The sequence below is a fragment of the Sinorhizobium sp. 22678 genome, from assembly GCF_052044265.1.
GTDB lineage: Bacteria > Pseudomonadota > Alphaproteobacteria > Rhizobiales > Rhizobiaceae > Sinorhizobium > Sinorhizobium meliloti_A.
In genome coordinates this window covers 438,894-462,115 of sequence record NZ_JBQEMS010000001.1, presented here as the reverse complement: position 1 = coordinate 462,115, position 23,222 = coordinate 438,894, and the positions used below count along the sequence as shown (strand labels likewise).

Genomic DNA, 23,222 nt, shown 5'->3' with positions numbered 1-23,222 from the left:
CTTTCAAAGGACTGGTCCATGCTCAACCGGCATCATCGCCTGGCGCTTTTGGCTTGCACGGCATTCGCTACCCTCGCCGGAGCAACAATTTCTCATGCGCAATCCATCGAAGAGGCGGCGGGCGCCGCCGAAAAGCAGGGGCGCGTAACGGTCTTAAAGAAACTTTCCGTCAGGGGGGGAGAGAAAGAGGGCGTGGCGGACACACCGCTTGCAGAGCAGGTGACGGAAGAGGAACTGAACAACAACCAGATTTCGAGCTTCGAGGATCTGGGCAGGAGCCTCGAGCCAGGGGTGAACTTCAACCGCACGAATGGCAGCGTCAATATACGGGGCCTCGAAGGGCCGCGCGTGCTGACGACGATCGACGGTATTCCCATCCCCTTTATCGACGATGGGGCGCGCGACGCCGATGGAGGCATCGACAGCTTCGATTTTGCCGCCCTTTCGACGATCGACATCGTTCGCAGCGCCGATTCCAGCCGTGCAGGCGGCGGCGCGCTCGGGGGAGCCGTGGTGCTGCGCACACTCGAGCCGGAGGACCTGATCGGCGAGGGCAAGACCTGGGGTGGTATCTTCAAATTCGCCTATGACGGCGAGGACGAAAGTCTCGGCGGGTCCGCTGCAGTTGCCGCGCGCTACGACGATACGGCGGTCCTTTTCCAGGGCGGCTACAAGAAAGGGCATGAGCAGGAAAGCAACGGCAACATTGGCGGCTATTCCACAACGCGCACCGAGGCCGACCCTGCCGACTACGATCAGAACAATCTCCTCTTCAAAGTAAGGCAATATACCGAGAGCGGCCACACCTTCGGCTTTACGGCCGAGCGCTTCGACCGTGACAAGGACATCGATTTCATGTCCGGCCAGAGCCCTACCGGCAATTATCAGCCAGGTAACTACGACAAGCTCGACAACACCCGGCGCGAGCGCCTGTCGCTCGATTACGAATTCGAGGCCACCGACGACAACGCCTGGTTCGACAGCGCCTCGGCCACGATCTACTGGCAGCGCCTGCTTCGCGAGAACGGTAGCGACGCCTATCGCAGCACCTCGGTGATCGGGGATTATTCCCGTCTCAACGAGGCCGAAGAAGCGAGCTTCGGCGCCAGCGGTTATGTCGACAAGTACTTCGACACTGGCTCCCTGCAGCATAAGGTCACGCTCGGCGGCGACTTTGCCATCGGCAAGCTGCACCAATATTCCTCGGGCGAGGATAGCTGCGACACGGCGCCGAGTCCTTCCTGCAACTTCCTGCACACAAACCAGTCGGACAGCCCCGACGTCGACAGCAGGAAGATCGGCATCTACCTGCAGGATCGCATCTCGATCGGCGATGGTCCCTTCGCGCTGACGCCGGGCCTGCGCTTCGACTGGTACGATTATTCGCCGGAGAATACCGCCGCCTATATGCGCAACCCCAATTATGACGGCTTGCCGCCGGGACAGAGCGATCTGGCGCTGTCGCCGAAGCTTCTTGCAACCTATCAGGCAGCGCAAGAGGTCGAGCTCTTCGCGCAGTGGGCGATGGCTTTCCGGCCGCCGACGGCCGAGGAACTCTATCTGAATTACGGCGCGCCGGGCAGCTATCTGAGCATTGGCAATCCCGATCTCAAGCCCGAAACGAGCCATGGTTTCGAAATCGGCGCGAATCTTGGTGACGACGAGTTCGGCGGCCGAGTCAGCGCCTTCTACAACCGCTATAAGAACTTCATTGACGAACGCTTTTCTCGCGATCCGACCGGCATCTACCCGATCGGCATCACGGAGGCGATCAACCGTGCCAATGTCTCTATTCATGGAGTCGAGGTATCGGGCCATAAAGTCTTCGGCAATGGCGTCCATGTCCGCACCGCACTCGCCTATGCCTATGGCCGAGATCTCGATACCGACGAGGTGCTTGGCTCCGTTGCCCCGCTGAAGGGGGTCCTCAATGTCGGTTACGCCGCCGAAACCTGGGGGACTGACGTCATCCTGACGGCGGCGATGGACGTTTCGGACAAATCGACGAACACTTTCAAGGCACCGGGTTACGGCATCGTCGATGTCACCGGCTGGTGGGAGCCGGAGCAGTTGCCGGGTCTGAGGGTGAATGCAGGGGTCTACAACGTCTTCGACAAGACCTATTGGGATGCGGTGAACACGCAGAATGCGTTCACGCAGCCTGCCGAATTCTATTCGGAGCCGGGGCGAACCTTCAAGATTTCGATGACGCAGCGGTTCTGAGGATCCGGCGGCACACATAGAGAGCGCGGCCGCTGTGGCCGCCTTCTTTTTTAAGGGACAGATTGGGTCCGCGGTTTTCCCGCTTGCGCGCCACTGCAAGCCGCGCTAACACTTCCGCCCATGGCAAACACGCAGAACATTTCGATCTGGTGGTGGGCTCGCTGAGGCGGCCTTGACCAGTCATGCGTGATTGAGAGATGGAGCCGCCCGGAGATTTCGAGGCGGCTTTTTTCGTATTCTGGCCGCGTGGAAAGACCGGGCTTTTACGGAGCGAGACGAATGGCAGCGGTAATTCTGGAAGACGGCGCGGAGAGTTATACCACGAAGGGTGGCATCGTCGTCACCCGCAAGCGGCGCGAGGCATCCTACAGCGACGCGATCGCCGGCTATGTCGACAGGCTCGACGAGCGGCGCGGCGCGGTCTTCTCCTCGAACTACGAATATCCCGGCCGTTATACCCGTTGGGACACTGCGGTGGTCGACCCGCCGCTTGCCATCTCCTCCTTCGGTCGCTCGCTCTGGATCGAAGCCTATAACGAACGCGGCGAAGTGCTGCTGGCGCTGATCGCCGAGGATCTGAAGTCCGTTGCCGACATTACGCTCGGCGCGCTTGCGCCCCGTCGTCTCGACCTCACAATCAATGAGCCCGATCGTGTCTTCACCGAGGAAGAGCGGTCGAAGGTGCCGACGGTCTTTACGGTTCTTCGCGCGGTGACGAACCTCTTCCACTCGGAGGAGGACTCGAACCTCGGCCTCTATGGCGCCTTCGGCTACGACCTCGCATTCCAGTTCGATGCGATCGAACTGAAGCTTACGCGTCCGGACGACCAGCGCGACATGGTTCTGTTCCTGCCGGACGAAATCCTGGTGGTCGATCACTATGCGGCAAAGGCCTGGATCGACCGCTACGATTTCGCCAGGGAGGACCTTTCGACCGAGGGCAAGGCAGCGGACATCGCTCCCGAGCCGTTCCTGAGCGTCGACAGCATTCCGCCGCACGGGGATCACCGCCCGGGCGAATATGCCGAACTGGTCGTCAAGGCGAAGGAAAGCTTCCGTCGCGGCGATCTTTTCGAAGTGGTGCCGGGGCAGAAATTCTACGAGCGCTGCGAAAGCCGCCCGTCCGAGATTTCCAATCGGCTGAAGGCGATCAATCCGTCGCCCTATTCCTTCTTCATCAATCTCGGCAACCAGGAATACCTGGTGGGTGCTTCGCCGGAGATGTTCGTGCGCGTTTCCGGCCGGCGCATCGAGACCTGCCCGATTTCCGGCACGATCAAGCGCGGCGACGATCCGATCGCAGACAGCGAGCAGATCCTGAAGCTCTTGAACTCGAAGAAGGACGAGTCCGAACTCACCATGTGCTCGGACGTCGACCGCAACGACAAGAGCCGGGTCTGCGTGCCGGGCTCGGTCAAGGTGATCGGTCGCCGTCAGATCGAGATGTATTCGCGGCTGATCCACACGGTCGATCACATCGAGGGGCGCCTGCGCGACGATATGGACGCCTTCGACGGGTTCCTCAGCCACGCCTGGGCGGTGACCGTTACCGGCGCGCCGAAGCTCTGGGCCATGCGCTTCATCGAGAGCCACGAGAAGAGCCCGCGTGCCTGGTACGGGGGCGCGATCGGCATGGTCGGCTTCAACGGCGACATGAACACCGGGCTGACCTTGCGTACCATCCGCATCAAGGACGGGATCGCCGAGGTGAGGGCGGGTGCGACGCTCCTCTATGATTCCAATCCGGAAGAAGAAGAAGCCGAAACCGAACTGAAGGCCTCTGCCATGATTGCAGCCATCCGCGACGCCAAATCCGCAAACAGCGCCAAGGCCGCGCGCGACGTCGCTGCCGTTGGCGCCGGAGTGAGCATCCTGCTCGTCGATCACGAGGACAGCTTCGTCCATACCCTGGCGAACTACTTCCGCCAGACGGGCGCGACTGTCACCACCGTGCGCACGCCCGTGGCCGAGGAAATCTTCGACCGGGTCAAGCCCGACCTCGTCGTGCTTTCGCCCGGTCCCGGCACCCCCAAGGACTTCGACTGCAAGGCGACGATCAAGAAGGCGCGGGCGCGGGACCTGCCGATCTTCGGCGTCTGCCTGGGGCTGCAGGCGCTCGCGGAGGCTTATGGCGGCGATCTTCGTCAACTGGCGATCCCGATGCACGGGAAACCCTCGCGCATCCGCGTGCTCGAACCCGGCATCGTCTTCTCCGGCCTCGGCAAGGAGGTGACGGTCGGGCGCTATCATTCGATTTTCGCCGATCCGTCCAACCTGCCGCGCGAATTCGTGATCACGGCCGAAAGCGAAGATGGTACGATCATGGGCATCGAACACAGCAAGGAGCCGGTGGCGGCCGTACAGTTCCATCCGGAATCGATCATGACGCTCGGCGGCGACGCCGGCATGCGGATGATCGAGAACGTGGTTGCCCATCTCGCCAAACGGGCGAAGACCAAGGCAGCCTGACCTCTTGCGCGTCGGCTGTATCGGCTCGAGGCATTCGACCGTTTGACAAGCGGCCTGTAATCGCCCATATGGCGCCCATGATCCGCCTGCGCGAAAACCCGCGCGGGCGGTTTTGCATTTGAATGGCCTTGCATCTGCAACTCGTTTGCATCTGCAGGAGGAATGACGATGACCGGAACCGACAATAGAACCGTCCTGCGACTCGCCTTCTGGGGCATCCCCCTGTCGCTGGCCGTGATGGGTCTTAAAATGCTCGCCTGGTGGGTGACGGGCTCGGTGGCGCTCCTGTCCGACGGGCTGGAATCCTCCGTCAACGTGGTCGCCGCGGTTATTGCCTATGCGATGATCGGCTATGCGGCAAAGCCGGCCGATGCCGATCACCCCTTCGGGCATCACAAGGCAGAATACTTCTCCGCGGTCATCGAAGGCGTACTGATCGTCCTGGCGGCGTTGCTGATTATCTGGGAAGCCATCCCCGAAATGATGGCACCGGTGCTTCTGAATGCACCGACGCTAGGCCTCGCCATCAATTTTGCTGCCGGCGTCGTCAATGCGGTCTGGGCCTATGTGCTTATCCGGGCGGGCAGCCGCCATCGCTCGCCCGCGTTGAGTGCGGACGGCCAGCATATTCTCTCCGATGTCGTGACCTCCGTGGGCGTGCTCGTCGGCCTTCTTCTCGCCATCGCCACCGGCTACGCGATCCTCGATCCGCTGCTCGCCGTGATCGTCGCGGGCAACATCCTCTTCCAGGGCTGGAAGGTGATTTCGCGCTCCGTCGACGGGCTGATGGACAAGGCGGTGCCGGCGGACGAGGAGGAGGCGATCAAGGCGGCGATCGCGGCTAATGCCGGCGGGTCTCTCGGGGTCCATGATCTGAAAACGCGTCAGGCGGGCCCGGCGATTTTCGTGGATTTTCACATGGTCGTGCCGGAGGCGATGGCGGTCGGTGACGCGCACGATATCTGCGACCGGATCGAGGAGGCGATTCGCGTCGTGCACTCGGGCGCGGAGATCGCCATCCACGTCGAACCGGAAGGCGAAAAGGCGCACGGGGTGCGCGTTAAAGTTAGTGGAGCATCACGGAAATGACCAAGACTGACGTATCGGGACTTTCACAACTGGGGACGAAGGTCGATCTGCCCCAGAGCCCGGAAGAAGCGGTTCTCGAAAGGGTGCCGAGCGGGCACGGCGGCACGGACTTCGTCGTGCGCTTTACGGCGCCCGAGTTCACCTCGCTTTGCCCGATGACCGGGCAGCCCGACTTCGCGCATATCGTCATCGACTATGTGCCGGACGGCTGGCTGGTCGAATCGAAATCGCTCAAGCTGTTCCTGCATTCGTTCCGCAACCACGGCGCTTTCCACGAGGATTGCACGATCGAGATCGCCAAGCGGCTGGTTTCGCTGCTTTCGCCGAAGTGGCTACGGATCGGCGCCTACTGGTATCCCCGCGGCGGCATCCCGATCGACGTTTTCTGGCAGACGGGAAACCCGCCGGAGGGCGTCTGGCTGCCGGATCAGGGCGTGCCGACCTATCGCGGACGGGGATGATGGCGGTTGCCGACTTGCAATGGCGGGTTTCATGAGCAGGCGCGACGCCGGTGACGAAACGCTACTCCCGAAACTGCCCGTAGGTCGGGAATGGATACCGGTTCGTCACGGCGAATCCGGTGACCGCGTCTATCGTCGCAGCGACGGTAGCGCCTATGCGAAGATTGCGAGCGGTAAGGCCATGGCACTGCTCGAGGGCGAGCGCGATCGTGTCGCGTGGCTGGCGCCGTTCCGCGTGGGCTCGCCCTCCGTCTGCGAGTGGATCGCGGCAGAGAATGAAGCATGTGTCGTCATCAGCGCGCTGCCGGGCGTGCCGGCAAGCGAGCTCTCCGCGGTCGACCTCAAGAAGGCCTGGCCGTCGATCGTGCGGCAATTGAAGCTGCTGCATGGACTGCCAACGGAATCCTGCCCCTTCGAGCGGCGACTCGCGTCGATGTTCGACCGGGCCGCGGATGTCGTCCGGCGCGATGCCGTCAATCCGGATTTCCTGGCCCCGGAGGATCAGAACACTCCGCCGGGCGAACTGTTCGACGCTCTGCGGGCTGAACTGCCGAGGCACCTGATCGATGAGCCTTCCGGTCTCGTAGTCTGCCATGGCGACGCATGCCTGCCCAACTTCATGATTGATCCGGATACACACCGCTGCACGGGCGTTATCGATCTGAGTCGGCTGGGAACGGCGGATCGATACGTCGATTTTTCGCTCCTCCTTGGCAACGCTCGCGAAAGCTGGACCGGACAGGGCGATGCGGAGACCGCCCGGGACTGCCTCTTCGCCATTCACGGGATCTCGGCACCGGACGAAGATCGTCTCGCTTTCTATCTTCGGCTGGATCCGCTGACCTGGGGATGAGCCGCCCGCCGGTTCGGACGGATTGCCCTATCGATCGAGCCGAAGTGGTTTTGACAGGCCGATCTTTTCCAGTTCGGTCTGGAGGATCGGGTCGAAAGCGACCTTCCTCCAAAGCACTCGGTAGCCGAGACGCTGGTAGAGCTGAAGCGCCCGCTCGTTTTGGGCCGCCACCTGGATTGCGGCTTGCCTGTATCCACGCTCGGCGATTTGCGCTTCGAGCGCCTTTATGAGGGCCGATCCGGCGCCCCGTCCTTCGAAGGCGGGAGCCACCCAGATATCGCTGATGACATCGTCATCGTGCTCGCGGGCGCCGAGGCCGGCAGCTTCTCCATCGACTTCAGCGACGAGAATGCGAGGCCCCAGTTCTCGCACGAACGGCAGAAACGGATTGTTCTGTTCGGTGGCCGCCGCAACATGCGCCGGCACAAGCGGCTTTATGCCTTTGCGCCAGGCTTCAAGGCCGATTTGAGCGAGAAAGTCCGCCTCCTGCGGCAGCGCGGAGCGAACCAGTATCATCCGAAGATCAAGGCTGCGCCGGCTATGGCGGTGGCGCCGCCGACGATACGGGTGACGACGCCGCGGTCCGCAAGCCGGGCGAGCCCCATGCCGAGACCGATGCCGGCAATGTGCAGAAGAGCGGTTGCGATCACGAATCCTGCTGCAAACGACCAGGTGCCGGCCGAGCCCAACTCTCCGCCGTGGGCATGGCCATGGAAGAGCGCGAAGGCCGCGACGATGGCTGCAGCCGTTGCCGCGTCAAGCCGGACGGCTATGGCGACGACCAGGCCGAGCGCCACGACGGAGGCGAGGATGGCCGGTTCGACAAGGGGCAGGGGAGCGCCGGTGTGGGCGAGGACGAAGCCGAGCACCATCGTCGCGACAAAGGCAGCCGGCACGCTCCACAGCGCCCTGCCGCCGATCTGAGCCGCCCAAAGGCCGACGGCGATCATCGCAAGAACGTGGTCGGCTCCGAACAGCGGATGGGAAAGGCCCGCCATCACCGACCCGTGTTCGGCTGGATCGAGATGGGCGAAGGCAGGCGCGGAGGAGCCGGCGAAGAGCGCGGCTGCGAGAAGGACGGGTTTCTTCATTCTGGGCCCCGATACAGACATTGATGATCCGCTGATCTTATTGGGCTCCCGCCGGCTGTCCATACGTCATTTGGCGGACCCTGTTTACCATCGCGCCGAGGCGGGCGATTCGAACCGTGTTAACGCCGCCGTTTGCATTGTTTTCGCCGTCGAGTCGCATTATCTGGTTGGAAGACATTTCATGAGGAGTCCGAAGAATGCGGAACGACGACGACCAGGAAGAAAAGAAGACCGAATTGCCCTTGGGCAAGGAGACGGAGGCGAACCTTTTCAAGTCGCGTTCGATTTTCATTTACGGGACCATCACCCAGGAACTCGCGCAGAAGGTCTGCTCGCAGCTCGTGGCGCTTGCCGCGGCCAGCGACGACGATATCCGCCTCTTCGTCAACTCGCCCGGCGGCCATGTCGAATCCGGCGACAGCATCCACGACATGATCAAGTTCGTGAAGCCGAAGGTCTGGACTATCGGCACCGGCTGGGTCGCGTCCGCCGGCGCGCTCATCTATGTCGCTGCGCCCAAGGAGCAGCGCCTGTGCCTGCCGAACACCCGCTTCCTTTTGCACCAACCCTCGGGCGGAACGCGCGGCATGGCTTCCGACATCGAGATCCAGGCACGCGAGATCATCAAGATGAACGAGCGTCTGAACCGGATCTTCTCCGAAGCGACCGGACAGCCGGTCGACAAGATCGCCAAAGACACGGATCGCGATTACTGGCTCGGTGCGGAAGAGGCGAAGGCCTACGGTCTCGTTTCGCGCATCGTCACCTCCATCGCGGAAATCTAGAGCGTCCGCCCCTCATCCGCCTGCCGGCACCTTCTCCCGCAAGCGGGGCGAAGGGACGCGAGGCGCCGCCTCAGACCCCTTTCCCCCACGCGCGGGGAAAGGGCTAGTCCTCGGACCAAACCCGAGGAAAGGGCACTCTTGCTCCGCATTACCAAGCCGTGTATAGGCTTTTCCATGACTGAGGCCGACGCACACAAGATCGCAGCGATCTTTTCGGGACACGATGCCAATCGTGCTCCTGCGCGCGCCTTCGCCTCCCTTCTTCTTCTCGGCCTTATCCGCGGTTGCCGGGTTCGCTGAGGAGCGCCCGGCGGCCGAAAAGCCTTGCCGGCACCTGCTCCTCGAAATCCAGAAAAGCTGAACCAAATCGCGCGGCCCCCGCGGCATCGCCATCGCAATGTCCCGAATGATCGGCTATTGCATGCGGCAGGCTACGCTCCAGTGACGAAGAGAAGCTGCACATGATTTTGAAATCGCATTCCATCAAGACCGGCATGCCCGAAGCGGCTGTGAAATATCAGCCCTATCCGCAGATCGCGCTGCCGGATCGCACGTGGCCGTCAAAGGCGATCACCGAGGCGCCTATCTGGTGTTCCGTGGATCTTCGCGACGGCAACCAGGCACTCGTCGATCCGATGGGTCACGACCGGAAGGCGCGCATGTTCCACCTCCTCCTGGACATGGGCTTCAAGGAGATCGAGATCGGCTTCCCCTCCGCGTCGCAGACGGATTTCGATTTCGCCCGCTGGTGCGTCGAGGAAGGCAACGTCTCCGAAGACGTGTCGCTGCAGGTGCTGGTCCAGTGCCGGCCGGAATTGATCGCGCGGACCTTCGAGGCGCTTGAAGGTGCGCACCGGCCGATCGTGCATTTCTACAATTCGACGAGCGAGCTGCAGCGCCGCGTCGTCTTCGGCAAGGACGTGGCCGGCATCAAGCAGATCGCGACCGACGCCGCCAAGATGATCACCGATATGGCCGCGAAAGCGGGCGGCGGCTATCGCTTCGAGTACTCGCCGGAAAGCTTCACGGGCACCGAACTCGAAGTGGCATTGGAGATTTGCAACGCCGTGATCGAGATCGTCCGGCCGACGGCGGACAACAAGCTCATCATCAACCTGCCCTCGACCGTGGAGATGGCGACGCCGAACATCTATGCCGACCAGATCGAATGGATGTGCCGCAATCTCGACAATCGCGAGAACCTGATCGTCTCGCTGCATCCGCACAATGACCGCGGCACCGGCATTGCCGCAACCGAGCTGGGGCTGATGGCCGGCGCCGACCGTGTCGAGGGGACGCTCTTCGGCAATGGCGAGCGCACCGGCAACGTCGATGTGGTGACGCTGGCGCTCAACATGTTCACACAGGGCGTCGATCCCAAGCTCGACTGCTCGGACATCGAACGGATCAAGGAAGTCTACGAATATTCCAACCAGATGGTCATTCCGGAACGCCACCCCTATGTCGGCGAACTGGTTTACACGGCTTTCTCGGGCTCGCATCAGGATGCCATCAACAAGGGCATGAAGGCGATCAAACAGGCGAACAAGCCGACCTGGGAGGTACCCTATCTGCCGATCGATCCGCGCGATGTCGGACGCAGCTACGAAGCGATCATCCGCATCAACTCGCAGTCGGGCAAGGGCGGTATCGCCTATATCCTGCAGGAGGACTACGGGATCAATCTGCCGCGCAATCTGCAGATCGAGTTCCGTGAGGAAGTCCAGCGCATCACCGACGAGGAAGGCAAGGAGCTGCCCTCGAAGCGCATCCATCAGCGCTTCATCGAAAGCTATGTCGAGCAGCCGGGCGCGCGCATCAAGTTCGTCGACCATCACACCTACCCTGTAGGCGAGCACAAAGGCTTGCGCGTCGTTGCCGCCGAGATCACGGACGGCGGCGAGACCAGACAGATCGAGGGCAAGGGTACGGGCCCGATCGACGGCTTCATAAATGCACTGTCGATCTATCTCGGCGTCGAACTCTCGGTGGCGGATTACTCCGAGCATTCGCTGCAGCATGGTTCGAACGCCGCTGCGATCGCTTATGTCGAGGTCGAGTATCCGGGCGGCAAGCTCTTCGGCGTCGGCATCAACACCAATATCGTGGCCGCCTCACTGGAGGCGATCGTCTCGGCTGCCAACCGCGTTCTGGACGTGATGGGGAAGTGACGCGCTTGCCCTGGTAGGTGCCCCTTGCCCCGACCCTCTCTCCGCGCGCGGAGAGAGGGGAATGGTATTGGGCAGCGCTCATTTAGGTTGATCTTCGATAGGGTCGCGGAAACGCTTCCGACCCTGGCTCATATGCGATGGCTCTGCCTCCCATGAGCAGAAGGTCGCGATGGCTCTGTGCGGGGCAGATACTCGGTCTTGATCAGCGTCAAATATTCGCCGCCACCGTTTCGGCAAGGTCCTGCAGAGCGGGGTCGGAAGACGGACCGATCATCACGAATGAGGCGCTTTCCCGTTGCCACGATATCAGGCCGAGGTCGCCGCGGATGGTCTCGGTGAATTCGCCGGATTGTTGCCCGTCGCCTTGCTTGAGAAAGCAGATGGTGAAGACTTCTCCCTCCCGGTCGCGATAGACGAGCTGGGCAACCGGCCTGCCGTTGGCGGCAAGGAGCCTCGCCCCTTCGAAGGATAATCCCTTGCGGTCGAGATCGGGGACAGCGAAGCTCACGCCGACGCTTGCGGCAAGCCAGGTCTCGATCTCGGCCGCCTGCGTTCCCGGCACCTCGACCAGATGCTCCTTCTGGCGCGAATAGATGCGGTGAGACCCGACGATATCGTCGATCCAGGGGCGGTCATCGGCCTGGTTCATCGGCTCGGCGAAGTCCGTGGCGCTGCCGAGAATGAAGCCGGCGGCTCCGCCGAGCAGGAAAAGGGCGGTGGAAGCGGCGAGGATGCGCGGCCAGATGCGAGCGCTTCGTCTTGGAAGGCTGGCCGTCGTTACCCGCTCCGATTTCGGGTTGATGCCGGGGCCTTGCTTTATCTGGCGCACCAGCGCCAGCGGCACCGGATCATGGAGGAAGTTTTCGAAGGCCCCGTTGCCGAAGGCACTGCCCGACTTGAGCTTGTCGAGCAATGCCCTCGCCTCGTCGTCGCGGGCGAGAAGAGCGTCAAGCTCGGATTTCTCGCTTTCTGCGAGTTCGCCGTCGATATAGGCGGACAACCGCACCTCGAGCGCCAGGCCCTTCGTTTGCAGCAACGGTCAGGCCCTCCTTTCCGTATTTTCGGACAACATGGCCGCGAGCCTGAGCCGCGCCGTCGACAGCCTGCTCATGACCGTACCGACGGGGATGCCGAGGATCTCCGCCGTTTCCCGGTAGCTGTGGCCTTCGACATTGACGAGGAGGAAGACGCTTGCCAGTCCCTCCGGCATCGACAGGATCATCTTCTGCACCTGATTGGCATAGGCGGCCTTTTCGGCTGTTGCTTCGACGTGCGGTTCTTCCCGCTCGAAAACGTCGACCGCACCGGCGCTGCGCACCTTGCGCTTGCGGATTTCGTCCACCCAGAGATTGCGGGTCATCGCATAGACCCAGCTTTCCAGCCGGCCCTCGCCATTCCATAGGTGACCGCGCGCGATTGCCCGCTCGCAAACTTCCTGGACGAGATCGTCGGCATCATTGGCATTGCGGGCCAGCGTGATCGCGAAGCGGCGCAGTTTGGGCAGCAGGCTGACCAAATCCCGTCTGAAATCCTTCATTTCTGCCGCTGGGCGCATTGCTCTTCCAGTAAAACGTGCCGGATCGCGCGTCCATTCGCCATGCGGACGCACCATCAATGATATGGAACATTTGGTCCTAAGTCTGCAAGGGACGAGCCGGAACGGAAAGAGGTTTTTGCGCCCCGGCAACCGGTTTTCCCCACGCCGGCGCGGGTCCTTGAATCGGCCGGCACCGAGAGGCTTCCGGCGTTTCAGAAATACGTCGTTTCGGCGAGCACCACGCCGGTCGCGTCCGGGTTGATCGCGTAGCGCTCCCGGGTCAGCCGCCAGTCTCCGGGCTCGCCGTCGACGGAAAAGAGATTATAGGCGGCGACGGGCTTGCTGCCTCCGGGACCCTGCGAAGCGGATGCAATGCCGACGACCGGCACCGGCCCCGTATGCCCCTTGAGCCAGTGGAGCGTATTGAGATGCGTGTGGCCGTGCAGAACCAGCTCGGCCCCGCCGGCGGAGATGGTGGCAGCGAAACGGCGGATGCCGATCATGCGCTTGTGCATCGAGGTCGCGCCGCGAATCGGCGGGTGATGGATCATGACGATGCGGAACAATCCGGCTTCGCCGGCCTGGCGAAGGAGGTTGACCGTCGCGCGCGCCTGTCGCGGCCCGAAATAGCCGCTCGCGGCGAAAGGGGGCGTGGCCACGGCCGTCGAGCAGCCGATGAGCGCCACCCTGCCGCGCACCCGCATATAGGGAAAGCAGGCATGCTTCTTCATCCAGCCGCTGGGGCCGTCGTCGCCGCGCATGAAGGGATACCATGCATGCGTGATCTTCTCGTATGCGCCGGGCACATAGGCGTCGTGGTTGCCTGGAACCACCGAGATTTCATTGGGGTCGCCCGCTTCCGCGAGCCATTCGGTAACCGCCTCGATCTCCAGCGAAGAGGCGAGGTTGACGAGATCTCCGGTGATCGCCAGGTGATCCGGATTGCGCACCTCGATGTCCTGCATCAGGCAGTCGAGCGTCCCGGGAAAGAGATGGCGCACCCTGTTCCTGTGCCAGTTGACGAATCCGGTGATCCGCTTGGAAGCGAGTTCGCGGAGGGAGAGATCGGGCAAAGGCCCCAGGTGGACATCGGATATATGCGCAAGTTTGAACATTAATCTCGTCTAGCGCATATTCCCGGGAAGGGGAATCAGTAATGGACTATTCCCGGAAAGCGTGAATGTGAGGAGAAGGCGTATGGACGAGAGCCGCGGGCCGGAGATACCCTCCTGGCGGCTCCGCTTTCTGACGCGGTTTGCCCATGTTTATTTCGCCCTGGCCCGCGGCATGACGCTCGGCGTGCGGGCTGCCTGTTTCGATGGTGAGGGGCGGGTCTTTCTCGTAAGGCATTCCTATCTGCCGGGCTGGCATCTTCCCGGCGGCGGACTCGACCGCAACGAGACTGCGGTGGAGGGCCTGGCCCGCGAACTCAGGGAGGAGGGCAACCTCGTGCTGACGACGGCACCGCTGCTCTTTCAGGTCTACTACAACCGGCGCACCAGCAAGCGCGATCACGTCATCTTCTTCCGCTGCGATAATGTCCGCCAGGAGCGGCCGAAGCGTGCGGATCTCGAAATCGCCGCGGCGGGCTTCTTTCCGCTCGACGACCTTCCGGCGGACACGACGCCTGCGACCCGGCGCCGGCTGGCGGAGCTCGCTGGAAGCGCGGCGCCCGATACGTTCTGGTAGGCGACCGATCGCGTCGGATCGCCCCCTTAGCCGCCTGCTTGTCCCTTCTCCCCAGCAAGCGGACGAAGGGACAAGCGGCTGGCGCCCATTTTCTCTCATCCTTTTTCAGAGGTTATCCCGCCCGTGCGGCGCTCCAAGGTCGAGCACCGGACCCACCGGCACGATGCCCGTCGGATTGATCGTCGTATGGCTGCGGTAATAGTGCTGCTTGATGTGGTGCATATTGACCGTCTCGGCGACGCCCGGCACCTGGTAGAGCTCGCGCAGATAGCCGTAGAGATTCGGATAGTCCGCAATGCGGCGGATGTTGCATTTGAAATGACCGACATAGACCGGATCGAAACGGACGAGTGTCGTGAAGAGCCGCCAATCGGCTTCGGTCAGGCGGTCTCCCGTGAGATAGCGCTTCGACGCGAGGCGGTTCTCCAGTTCGTCCAGCATGGAGAAGAGGGCGGCGACGCTCTCCTCATAGGCCGCCTGGCTGGTTGCGAAGCCGGCCTTGTAGACCCCGTTGTTGACCGCGTCGTAGATACGCGCATTGAGCGCGTCGATTTCGGGACGCAGATCTTGCGGGCAGAAATCTGCCGTCGAGCCGGTCAGACGATCGAAGGCCGAGTTGAACATGCGGATGATTTCGGCGGACTCGTTCGAGACGATCGTGTTCTTCCGCTTATCCCAGAGGACCGGCACCGTCACCCGGCCGGAATAGACCGAGTCGGCGCGCAGATAGACTTCCCAGAGCATGCGCGAGCCGAAGAGGTGATCGGCGGTGCCGCCGTTCTCGCCCTTGCGTTCCTCGCCCTCCCGATCCTCTCCCTTGAATTCCCAGCCGTTGGCCAGCATCAGCGGGTCGACGATGGAAAGCGAGATGAGGTCTTCGAGCTTCTTGAGCTTGCGGAAGATCAGCGTGCGGTGCGCCCAGGGGCAGGCAAGGGACACATAGAGATGATAGCGGCCCGCTTCGGCCTCGAAGCCGCCTTCGCCGGAAGGGCCGGGCGATCCATCTGCCGTGATCCAGTTGCGGAACTGCGATTCGCTGCGCTTGAAATGACCGTTCGTCGCACGCGTGTCGTACCAGACATCCTGCCAGACGCCATTCACGAGCCTACCCATAGGCCAACTCCTTTCGATCGTTTGCTGACGTCATAATTAGTGCTGAGAACCGCGGCCGATAGATGTGAAATTCCGAACAGTGCGTTTTACCCTTTGACTGGCAGCATTTTTCTGCTATCGGCGAAACGGTAGCTCTTTCATCTGGGAAACGATCACAACAATGATCCTGTCGGGAAGCCTGCGACGACGCTGATGCTGCAAACGCCCATTCGGGGCGAGCCATCCTCCATGTCCGTTCGCATGCCGGTTCTCGACACATGAAAAAGCACGATCTCGTCTATCTGACCGAAGACGCATCCCACGACGCAGCCATCGAAATCATCAATGAAGAGGCGTTCGGGCCGGGTCGCTTCACCCGCGCCGCCGCGCGGATTCGCGAGCAGGGGCCCCATGACCGGGCGCTCTCCTTCATCTGCGCCGATAACGGCGAAACGATCGCGTCGGTCCGGATGACGCCGGTAACGGCCGGTTCGGTGAAAGGACATCTGCTCGGCCCGCTTGCCGTCCGGCCCTCGCACAAGAACCAGGGCATCGGCCGGGAACTCGTCCGTATTGCAGTCGAAGCGGCGCGCCGCAAGGGCACCGAAGCGGTTATCCTCGTCGGCGATCCGCCTTATTACCAGCCGCTCGGTTTCGAGAAGGTACGCCACGGCGCGCTCCAATTCCCGGGTCCCGTCGATCCCGCGAGGGTTCTCGTCGTGCCGGTCGCGCCGGACGTTCACGCCCGGCTTGAAGGCGTGATCGCCTGGCGGGATGACGGCGCCACCTGCCTCACTGCGCGCACGGAGGCGCAAGGGGCGGCTGCCTGATCTCTGGACGTCGGCCTATTCGTCGTCCTCGGCCCGAGAATGGCGAAGCCGTGGCCTCGTCGGCGTTCACCGCCCCTCGCGATACCAGGTAGCGGAGATGAGGAAGAGCAGTGCCGCCAGGCCGAAGAGCCCCGCGAATAGCGAAAGGGAATCGATGCCCTTCAACACCGTCTCGTCGGTCATGCGCAGCGACAGGCGCTGATCGTCGGCCACGCGGACGGCGCCGCGAACCGGGAGGATAGACGGGAGGTCGACGGGTCCGTCGGCGCTCGCCAGACGGCGGACCAGGCCCTTCGTCTTCTCCGCCCAGGGTTTGATCTTCTCTTCCGTGGAAATCGCCGCCTTGAATTCGGGCGCATCGACGTTGCCGACATGGACGAGCGTCGTCAATTCGTCGTTGGCAACTTCGAAAAGGCCGATTTCATTGGTCTCGACCTCAGCCTTGTAGAGCCCCGGCTCGCCTTCCGTGAGCGTGACTTCCTGGGTCCGGCCGGAAGGATAGGTGAGGGTCGCCTGGCCGGGATCTCCTTCGATCGTCTGGCGCGTGATTTCGAGAGTCCGGCCCATCGCGCGGGCGGTGAGCGCCTCCTCTTCGAGCGCCGGCTCCTGCATCAGCCAATGCGCCGTGCGGCGATAGAGCGAGACATGCGGCCCACCCCCTTCGAAGCCGCGCGCCCACAGCCAACCCTGGTCGGAGAGCAGCATGGCGACACGCCCTTTGCCGACGCGATTGAGGACCAGCAGCGGCTTGCCGTCAGCAGCTTCCATTACCGTCTGCCCGAGCGGCCTGTCCACGTCGACGGTACGGAACCAGCGGCCCCAGGCCGGCGGTTCGTCCGCTGCCCCTTCGAGCCCGCGGGTGACCGGGTGCTTCTTTCCTTCCTCCGAGAGCCGGGGGAAGAACGCCTTCTCGTTCATGACGCCGGTCGGCGTTGCCGGCAGCACCGCCGCAAGCGGGGTCGCGGCGATCGAATCGTCGCCGGCGTGCTCCGGCCCGGCGGCGATCAGCAGCGCTCCACCGTTCTGCACGTACTGGGCGATGTTGTCGTAATAGAGGATCGGCAGCACGCCACGATGCTGGTAGCGATCGAAAATGATGAGGTCGAACTCGCTGATCTTGTCGACGAAAAGCTCCCGCGTCGGGAAGGCGATGAGCGAGAGTTCGTTGATCGGCGTGCCGTCCTGTTTCTCCGGCGGCCGGAGAATGGTGAAATGGACGAGGTCGACCGCGGCATCGGATTTCAAGAGGTTGCGCCAGGCGCGCTCGCCCGCATGCGGCTCTCCCGAAACGAGGAGCACGCGAAGATTTTCGCGGATGCCGTCGAGCACATGCACGGCGCGGTTGTTCGTCTCCGTCACCTCGCCGGCAACCGGATTGACGGCGAATTCCAGGATGTTGTTGCCGCCGCGCGGAACGGTGAAGCTGAACGGAACGTCTGTGCCGGGCTCCGCCTGCTCCGTGGCGATCTCGTTGCCGTTCAGGCGGATCGTCACCTCGGCGCTGCCGCCGGGAGCCGCGCCGTCATCCACGACCCGAAAGGTCATTCTCTGCTGTTCGCCGACGATGCCGAAGCGGGGGGCGCTGACGATTTCGATGCGCCGGTCGAACTCGTCCGGCTTGCCGCTGATCAGGGCATGGACGGGTGCATCGAAGCCGAGCTTCTGGTTGACGTCCGGCACGTCGTGGATCTGGCCGTCGGTAATGAAGATGGCGCCGCCGACACGGGCGGGCGGCACGTCTGCGAGTGCCGTTGTCAGGGCGCCGAAGAGCCTGGTCGAGGGCGCCTCGGTTTCCTCGCCGTCGGCGGCTTCGACAATACGCGCCTCGATCTGGGGGAAGCGGGAAAGGCGTTCCTTGAGCCCCTCGAGCGCCTGGTCGGTCTGCGCGCGGCGGTCACCGTTCTCCTGGCTCTGGCTGCGGTCGACAACGACGGCGACGATGGTGGAGAGGGGTTCGCGCTCCTCCTGGAAGAGGACGGGATTTGCAAGCGCGAGGCAGAATGCAGCCAGCGCCGCCGCCCTGATCCAGGCTCCCCGAACGCCGCGCCAGATACCGAGTGCCGCCAGAACAACTGCGACAAGCGCCAGTGCCCCGAGATACGGCCAGGCGAGAAGCGGCGAGAAATCGATTGTCATCGCCGGGTCCTCATTGTCCGAGCCGCTCGAGCAGGGCGGGCACGTGCACCTGGTCGGCCTTGTAGTTGCCGGTCAGCATGTACATCATGATGTTGACACCGGAGCGAAAGGCGTATTCGCGCTGCATTTCGTCCGGCGGCACGGTCGGTAGCAGTGCGACTCCATTCGAATCCACGGCCCATGCACCGGCAAAGTCGTTGCCGGTGATGATGATCGGCGTCACCCCGTCGCCAGGCCGCGCCGGCCGGTTGCTCGGTTCCTCGCGACTATCGAGCTGGGATTCGATCCATAGCGGGCTGCCGGTATAGCGGCCGGGAAAATTCGTCAGCAGATAGAAGGCCTTGGTCAGGACATGGTCGGCCGGAACCGGCTCCAGCGGCGGAATGTCGAGATTGCCGAGGATCGCCTGTAGACGTTCGGTGTTCGCGCTGGTTCCGTTCGAGGAAGAGCCGAGCGAGGAAAACTGATCACGCGTGTCGAACAGGACCGTGCCGCCCGCCCGCATATAGGCATCGATTCGGCTGACGGCTTGCGGGCTCGGCATGGGCGCGCTGGCGGAAATCGGCCAGTAGATGATGGGGTAGAGGCTCAATTCGTCCTTGGAGATGTCAAGGCCGACGGGCGCGCCGGGCTCGAGCGTGGTGCGATAGGTCAGGAAGTCGGTGAGGCCTCTCAGCCCGTCTTCGGAAAGGCGGTCCACCTCTTCCTCGCCGGTGACCACATAGGCGAGATGCGTGGTGTCCAGCCGCTCGAGGATGCGCTGGTCGTCCGGGCGCGTGTCGTCGGCAAAGGCCTGCGGCGGGGCGAGGAAGACGGTTCCGGCGAGGACTATGATGATTGCCGAAGCGGCCCTTGCCATCCGGGCGCGTGAAAATACGCCACCCATGAAGAGCACGATCAGAGCGTCCGCGAGCAGCAGCAGGAGGGCGAGCGTCATCAGCGCCGGCTTCAGCGACCAGCTTTCCGTACCGGCCAGCCGCTCGGAGGTATGAGGGCCGGCGGCGGTCATGTCGATCCGCTTGAGCTCGGCGTCGCGCGGCAAGAGGTTGAGCGCCGTGAAGCCGTCCTCGGAGCCGTAGAGCCCCGGAGGATTGTCGGCTGTCGCGACCGGTGCCTTGCCGGGCACGATGTCGAGGGGACGGGCATTGCCCGTCTCGGCGACGAGCACGCCATCGGCGTTCAGAAGCCGGTAGGGCGGCAAGGTCTGCGCCTTCACGGCCTTGCCGTCGCTGGCGATACCGCCGCCGCGCGAGAGTTGGACACTGCGGCGAAGCATTTCAACGAAATGGCCCGAGATCGGCAGGTTCGACCATGTGGCCTCGGCGCTGACGTGAAAAAGCACGATGCGGCCCGCCCCGCGTGTCGCAGTCGTGACCAGCGGTGTGCCGTCGGCGAGGTTTGCCCATGTGCGTTCCGCCAGATCGGCTGTCGGTTCGGCCAGAACCTGACGCTTGACGAGAATGTCGGTTGGGCGGGCCATGCCGGCGAAGGGACTGTTGCCGGGATAATCGGCGAGCGGCTGCGGTTCGGACCAGGAGAGCGCGCCGCCGAGCGCCCGTTCGCCCTGGCGAAGCGTGACCGGGACGAGCGGATCGTCCGCAGGTGCGGCGGCCAGGCGGGGGCCGGCGAAGCGGATCAGCGTGCCGCCGTTGTCGATCCATTTCGCAAGCAGGGGATAGGTCTCTTCCGGCAGCCGTCCGATGTCGGCCATGATCAGAACCGAGGGGCGCTGCTCGAGAAGCTCCGGAATCGCAACGGCAAGATCGTTCTGGCGGGGCTCGACGATATCGGCATAGGGGGCGAGCGCCCGATTGATATAGTAGAGCGGCGAGAGCAGCGGCTGCGACAGGTCACGTGCCTCGCCGCTCAGTAGAGCCACGCGACGGCGGCGAAAGCCGTCGTCGAGGAGATGCTGGGCGCCGGCGGTCGCGGCTCCTTCGATGCCGATGCGGGCGAAGTCGTTGCGCAGTTCGAACGGGGCCTCGATCATCCCCTTGGCGGTTGCTGCGCCGGGTGCGAAATCGATCGCCCCGCCGGCGATCGCCCGGCCGCGGGTATCGAAGGCAATGATGGGCAGGGAACGGCCGTCGTCGGTCTTCAGCCGGCTCGCCGTCACCGACATGCCGCCGGACTCGTTGCTCGTCGCAGTGAGTGCCATGGCCTCGCTGCCGTCCGCTTCGATCACCTTGAGACCGGCCGCGCCGATCCCGGCCAGCGCCTCCATCGTCTTGCCGTCGCCCCCTTCGATGCCGTCGGTGATGAAGGCGACCGTTCCGGGAGGAGCGTCTTCGAAGGCCGCCTGCAAGGCCGCGATTGCGGAACCACGGTCGGCGGGCAGCGGCTCGGGTCTGGCCGCCGCCAGCCGGTTGCGCGCAGTGCTCGCCGATCCGGGCGTCGCGTCGTGCTGGCGCTCTCCGGTGAAGACGATCGAAATCGCGACATCCTTCGCCTCGGCGTCGTCGATCAGCGCCGAGGCGGCTTCGACACGCCGCTCCCAGTCGGGCGCCGTTGCCCAACTGTTGTCGATCAGCAGCGCCAGCGGCCCGGAGGTCGCGAGCGTATTGCTGCGCGGGTTGAAGACGGGGTCGGCGATCGCGAAGATGACAGCCGCGGCCATCAGCATCCTGAGAAGGGTCAGCCACCAGGGGCTTTTCGAGGGTGTCTCCTCGCGCTTCATCACCGAAGCCAGGATGCGCAGCGGCGGAAAGATTTCGGCCGCAGGTCTTGGCGGCGTCATGCGCAGCAGCCACCAGATCACCGGCAGTGCCACGAGTGCTGCCAGAATGGCGGGGTTGGCAAAAATGAAGGAGAGGCCGCCGATCATGCAAGCCCCCCATGGGCCGCTCGGCCCGGCATGCCTGAAAGATGCATATGCACCGTGACCAGAGCTTCCGACGCCGCCCGATCCGTTCTGTGCGGAATGAAGGTCCAGCCGAGATGGCGCAGGCTCGTGCCGAGGCTGTCGCGGCGGGCGCGATAGGCACGCTGGTAGCCTTCGCGCAGGATCTCGGCACGTCCCGCGGTCAGCTTCTCGCCGGTTTCAGGATCGGTGAACTCGGTTCTGCCGGCATAGGGGAAGACTTCCTCCGCCGGATCGGCGATCTCCACGACATGGCCGCGCAGGCCCCGGCGGGCGAGCGGTCCAAGTCGTTCCATCACCCGGTCGGCGGGGTCGAGAAAATCGCCGATCAGCACCAGGTCGCTGGCGCCGCGGATCATTCCGGTATCGGGCAGGCCCTCCGAAAGCGGACTATGCATGATTGCGGTTGCCAGCCGCTCGGCGGCGTTGCGTGCCGAAACCGGCTCCATCACGCCCGGGCAGCCGATCCGCTCGCCGGAACGGGCGAGAATTTCGGCGAGCGCCAGCATCAGCACCAGAGCGCGGCTCTCCTTCGAAACGGCGCCGAGCGTCGATTTGTACATCATCGAGGGCGAGAGATCGGCCCAGAGCCAGATCGTGTGCGCTGCCTCCCATTCGCGGTCGCGGACATAGGTGTGGTCGTCCTTGGCGGAACGGCGCCAGTCGATACGCGAGAAGCTTTCCCCGTCGCTGTAGGGGCGGAACTGCCAGAAGTTCTCGCCGATACCGCGCTTGCGCCGGCCGTGCCAACCGGTGATGACCGTGTTGGCGATCCTGCGGGCCTCGACAAGACAGTCGGGCACCAGCATCGCGCGCTGCTGCGCGCGCGACAGGACCTCACCGGAAGGGGTACGCGCGACAATGTGCCCGATCGAGGCCATGCGTCAGCCCTTGGCCCGCTTCACCAGGTCGGCGATGACGTCGCGCACCGACATGCCCTCGGCGCGGGCGGCGAAGGTCAGCGCCATGCGGTGCTGGAGAACCGGCTCGGCGAGCGCAAGGACGTCGTCGATCGAAGGGGCAAGCCGCCCGTCGTAGAGCGCGCGGGCGCGGGCGCACAGCATGAGCGCCTGTCCGGCGCGCGGCCCCGGCCCCCAGGCAACGTTCTTGTCGGTGTCGGCATTGCCGTTGCCGGGGCGTGCGGAACGAACGAGCGCCAGGATGGCGTCGACCACCTTCTCGCCGACAGGCATCTGACGGATCAGCCCCTGGATCTGCTGCAGGCGGCCTGCATCGATGACGGGCCGCGCCTCTGTTTCTGCGAGTCCGGTCGTCTCGAGCAGGATCTGTCTTTCGGCGGCAAGCTCGGGGTAGCCGACATCGACCTGCATCAGGAAGCGGTCGAGTTGGGCTTCGGGCAGCGGATAGGTGCCTTCCTGCTCCAGCGGGTTCTGGGTTGCGAGCACGTGGAACGGCTGTGGCAGGTCCTTACGGTCGCCCGCGATGGTGATGTGATATTCCTGCATCGCCTGCAGCAGGGCCGACTGCGTGCGCGGCGAGGCGCGGTTGATCTCGTCGGCCATCAGGAGCTGCGTGAAGATCGGGCCGGGAATGAAGCGGAAGGAGCGATGACCTGCCGCGTCCTGGTCCATGACCTCCGAACCCAGGATATCGGAGGGCATGAGGTCGGGCGTGAACTGAATGCGGCTGTTGTCGAGCCCGAGAACGATACCGAGCGTGGCGACGAGCTTGGTCTTGGCAAGCCCCGGAACGCCGACAAGCAGCGCGTGCCCGCCGGAAAGTACCGCGAGCAGCGTTTGTTCGACGACGCTCTCCTGACCGAAAATGACCTTGCCGATCTCGGCGCGGACCAGCGCGACCTCTCCGAGCGCCGCCTCGGCTGCGGCGACGATCGCCTTTTCGTCGGCCAGTTCGGTCGCGCCTTTCATTACACTCATTGCAAGTCTCCCGGTCGTCCGCTTCTGGATCGATCGCC

20 protein-coding genes are annotated in these 23,222 nt (G+C 63.6%); 10 read left to right on the top strand and 10 right to left on the bottom strand.

The window, feature by feature from the left end; translation table 11 throughout:
* The first annotated feature begins 18 nt into the window (after nt 1–18).
* The 6 genes from ACTJKL_RS02360 (at nt 19) to ACTJKL_RS02335 (ending at nt 7,095) form a co-directional block, all read left to right on the top strand.
* The gene (locus tag ACTJKL_RS02360) at nt 19–2,223 is read left to right on the top strand and encodes a TonB-dependent receptor, heme/hemoglobin family (RefSeq protein WP_440852072.1); all 2,205 of its coding nucleotides are present in this window, start codon (nt 19–21) and stop codon (nt 2,221–2,223) included.
* A 120-nt stretch (nt 2,224–2,343) separates the two neighbouring features.
* Complete coding sequence (trpLE, locus tag ACTJKL_RS02355; protein ID WP_178385068.1) at nt 2,344–2,388, top strand: trpE operon leader peptide TrpLE; 45 nt, start codon at nt 2,344–2,346, stop codon at nt 2,386–2,388.
* Between the two features lie 114 nt (nt 2,389–2,502).
* Nucleotides 2,503–4,692, top strand: a complete 2,190-nt coding sequence (locus ACTJKL_RS02350) for an anthranilate synthase (protein ID WP_440852071.1) — start codon at nt 2,503–2,505, stop codon at nt 4,690–4,692.
* Nucleotides 4,693–4,860: 168 nt separating this feature from the next.
* Nucleotides 4,861–5,781: a cation diffusion facilitator family transporter YiiP gene (gene yiiP, locus ACTJKL_RS02345; protein ID WP_411921620.1), complete on the top strand. Its 921-nt coding sequence runs from the start codon at nt 4,861–4,863 to the stop codon at nt 5,779–5,781.
* Nucleotides 5,778–6,242, top strand: coding sequence for a preQ(1) synthase (queF, locus tag ACTJKL_RS02340; protein WP_018095676.1), 465 nt, complete (start codon nt 5,778–5,780; stop codon nt 6,240–6,242). Before yiiP ends, queF begins: the two co-directional genes overlap by 4 nt.
* A 31-nt stretch (nt 6,243–6,273) precedes the next feature.
* Entirely contained in the window at nt 6,274–7,095 is an 822-nt protein-coding gene (locus ACTJKL_RS02335) for an APH(3'') family aminoglycoside O-phosphotransferase (RefSeq protein WP_440852070.1), read from the top strand.
* A gap of 27 nt (nt 7,096–7,122) precedes the next feature.
* Here the strand turns inward: ACTJKL_RS02335 and ACTJKL_RS02330 are convergent, their stop codons facing one another.
* Together ACTJKL_RS02330 and ACTJKL_RS02325 are read right to left on the bottom strand one after the other, a co-directional pair.
* Complete coding sequence (locus tag ACTJKL_RS02330; protein ID WP_275597536.1) at nt 7,123–7,611, bottom strand: GNAT family N-acetyltransferase; 489 nt, start codon at nt 7,609–7,611, stop codon at nt 7,123–7,125.
* Entirely contained in the window at nt 7,608–8,186 is a 579-nt protein-coding gene (locus tag ACTJKL_RS02325) for a HupE/UreJ family protein (protein WP_440852069.1), read from the bottom strand. Before ACTJKL_RS02325 ends, ACTJKL_RS02330 begins: the two co-directional genes overlap by 4 nt.
* 197 nt (nt 8,187–8,383) lie before the next feature.
* Here ACTJKL_RS02325 and ACTJKL_RS02320 point away from each other — a divergent pair, with 197 nt between their 5' ends.
* Entirely contained in the window at nt 8,384–8,971 is a 588-nt protein-coding gene (locus ACTJKL_RS02320; protein WP_003534438.1) for an ATP-dependent Clp protease proteolytic subunit, read from the top strand.
* 461 nt (nt 8,972–9,432) lie between these two features.
* Nucleotides 9,433–11,142, top strand: coding sequence for a 2-isopropylmalate synthase (gene leuA, locus ACTJKL_RS02315; protein ID WP_127710129.1), 1,710 nt, complete (start codon nt 9,433–9,435; stop codon nt 11,140–11,142).
* Nucleotides 11,143–11,350: 208 nt separating this feature from the next.
* Here leuA and ACTJKL_RS02310 read toward each other — a convergent pair whose 3' ends face one another.
* From ACTJKL_RS02310 to ACTJKL_RS02300, 3 genes are all read right to left on the bottom strand, one after another.
* The gene (locus tag ACTJKL_RS02310; RefSeq protein ID WP_440852068.1) at nt 11,351–12,178 is read right to left on the bottom strand and encodes an anti-sigma factor family protein; all 828 of its coding nucleotides are present in this window, start codon (nt 12,176–12,178) and stop codon (nt 11,351–11,353) included.
* A gap of 3 nt (nt 12,179–12,181) precedes the next feature.
* A complete protein-coding gene (locus ACTJKL_RS02305) occupies nt 12,182–12,697 on the bottom strand; it encodes an RNA polymerase sigma factor (RefSeq protein WP_127710125.1) in 516 nt (171 codons plus the stop codon).
* Nucleotides 12,698–12,891: 194 nt separating this feature from the next.
* Nucleotides 12,892–13,794, bottom strand: coding sequence for a metallophosphoesterase family protein (locus tag ACTJKL_RS02300; protein WP_018095668.1), 903 nt, complete (start codon nt 13,792–13,794; stop codon nt 12,892–12,894).
* 82 nt (nt 13,795–13,876) lie between these two features.
* Here ACTJKL_RS02300 and ACTJKL_RS02295 point away from each other — a divergent pair, with 82 nt between their 5' ends.
* Nucleotides 13,877–14,368 carry an NUDIX domain-containing protein gene (locus ACTJKL_RS02295; protein WP_100671842.1) on the top strand — a complete coding sequence of 164 codons (492 nt, stop codon included), beginning with the start codon at nt 13,877–13,879 and terminating at the stop codon, nt 14,366–14,368.
* 105 nt (nt 14,369–14,473) lie between these two features.
* On the opposite strand, the gene ACTJKL_RS02290 is transcribed toward ACTJKL_RS02295, so the two are convergent.
* Entirely contained in the window at nt 14,474–15,481 is a 1,008-nt protein-coding gene (locus ACTJKL_RS02290) for a glutathione S-transferase family protein (protein ID WP_324762127.1), read from the bottom strand.
* A gap of 257 nt (nt 15,482–15,738) precedes the next feature.
* On the opposite strand from ACTJKL_RS02290, the gene ACTJKL_RS02285 reads away from it, so the two are divergent.
* Nucleotides 15,739–16,290: a GNAT family N-acetyltransferase gene (locus ACTJKL_RS02285; RefSeq protein WP_018095665.1), complete on the top strand. Its 552-nt coding sequence runs from the start codon at nt 15,739–15,741 to the stop codon at nt 16,288–16,290.
* Between the two features lie 66 nt (nt 16,291–16,356).
* Here ACTJKL_RS02285 and ACTJKL_RS02280 read toward each other — a convergent pair whose 3' ends face one another.
* From ACTJKL_RS02280 to ACTJKL_RS02265, 4 genes are read right to left on the bottom strand one after another with little or no spacing between them, the layout of a single operon-like run.
* Nucleotides 16,357–18,426, bottom strand: coding sequence for a hypothetical protein (locus tag ACTJKL_RS02280; protein WP_440852067.1), 2,070 nt, complete (start codon nt 18,424–18,426; stop codon nt 16,357–16,359).
* Nucleotides 18,427–18,436: 10 nt separating this feature from the next.
* A complete protein-coding gene (locus ACTJKL_RS02275; RefSeq protein WP_440852066.1) occupies nt 18,437–21,250 on the bottom strand; it encodes a DUF4159 domain-containing protein in 2,814 nt (937 codons plus the stop codon).
* Nucleotides 21,247–22,167, bottom strand: coding sequence for a DUF58 domain-containing protein (locus ACTJKL_RS02270; RefSeq protein ID WP_440852065.1), 921 nt, complete (start codon nt 22,165–22,167; stop codon nt 21,247–21,249). Before ACTJKL_RS02270 ends, ACTJKL_RS02275 begins: the two co-directional genes overlap by 4 nt.
* A gap of 3 nt (nt 22,168–22,170) precedes the next feature.
* Entirely contained in the window at nt 22,171–23,184 is a 1,014-nt protein-coding gene (locus ACTJKL_RS02265; RefSeq protein ID WP_379938081.1) for an AAA family ATPase, read from the bottom strand.
* Nucleotides 23,185–23,222 lie beyond the last annotated feature (38 nt).

Coding starts and splice junctions, on each gene's coding strand:
- ACTJKL_RS02295 (WP_100671842.1), top strand. CDS start 13,877: ATGGACGAGAGCCGCGGGCCGGAGATACCCTCCTGGCGGCTCCGCTTT.
- ACTJKL_RS02360 (WP_440852072.1), top strand. CDS start 19: ATGCTCAACCGGCATCATCGCCTGGCGCTTTTGGCTTGCACGGCATTC.
- ACTJKL_RS02330 (WP_275597536.1), bottom strand. CDS start 7,611: ATGATACTGGTTCGCTCCGCGCTGCCGCAGGAGGCGGACTTTCTCGCT.
- leuA (WP_127710129.1), top strand. CDS start 9,433: ATGATTTTGAAATCGCATTCCATCAAGACCGGCATGCCCGAAGCGGCT.
- yiiP (WP_411921620.1), top strand. CDS start 4,861: ATGACCGGAACCGACAATAGAACCGTCCTGCGACTCGCCTTCTGGGGC.
- ACTJKL_RS02280 (WP_440852067.1), bottom strand. CDS start 18,426: ATGACAATCGATTTCTCGCCGCTTCTCGCCTGGCCGTATCTCGGGGCA.
- ACTJKL_RS02275 (WP_440852066.1), bottom strand. CDS start 21,250: ATGATCGGCGGCCTCTCCTTCATTTTTGCCAACCCCGCCATTCTGGCA.
- ACTJKL_RS02350 (WP_440852071.1), top strand. CDS start 2,503: ATGGCAGCGGTAATTCTGGAAGACGGCGCGGAGAGTTATACCACGAAG.
- ACTJKL_RS02305 (WP_127710125.1), bottom strand. CDS start 12,697: ATGCGCCCAGCGGCAGAAATGAAGGATTTCAGACGGGATTTGGTCAGC.
- ACTJKL_RS02265 (WP_379938081.1), bottom strand. CDS start 23,184: ATGAGTGTAATGAAAGGCGCGACCGAACTGGCCGACGAAAAGGCGATC.
- ACTJKL_RS02285 (WP_018095665.1), top strand. CDS start 15,739: ATGAAAAAGCACGATCTCGTCTATCTGACCGAAGACGCATCCCACGAC.
- ACTJKL_RS02320 (WP_003534438.1), top strand. CDS start 8,384: ATGCGGAACGACGACGACCAGGAAGAAAAGAAGACCGAATTGCCCTTG.
- ACTJKL_RS02270 (WP_440852065.1), bottom strand. CDS start 22,167: ATGGCCTCGATCGGGCACATTGTCGCGCGTACCCCTTCCGGTGAGGTC.
- ACTJKL_RS02300 (WP_018095668.1), bottom strand. CDS start 13,794: ATGTTCAAACTTGCGCATATATCCGATGTCCACCTGGGGCCTTTGCCC.
- ACTJKL_RS02335 (WP_440852070.1), top strand. CDS start 6,274: ATGAGCAGGCGCGACGCCGGTGACGAAACGCTACTCCCGAAACTGCCC.
- ACTJKL_RS02290 (WP_324762127.1), bottom strand. CDS start 15,481: ATGGGTAGGCTCGTGAATGGCGTCTGGCAGGATGTCTGGTACGACACG.
- ACTJKL_RS02325 (WP_440852069.1), bottom strand. CDS start 8,186: ATGAAGAAACCCGTCCTTCTCGCAGCCGCGCTCTTCGCCGGCTCCTCC.
- queF (WP_018095676.1), top strand. CDS start 5,778: ATGACCAAGACTGACGTATCGGGACTTTCACAACTGGGGACGAAGGTC.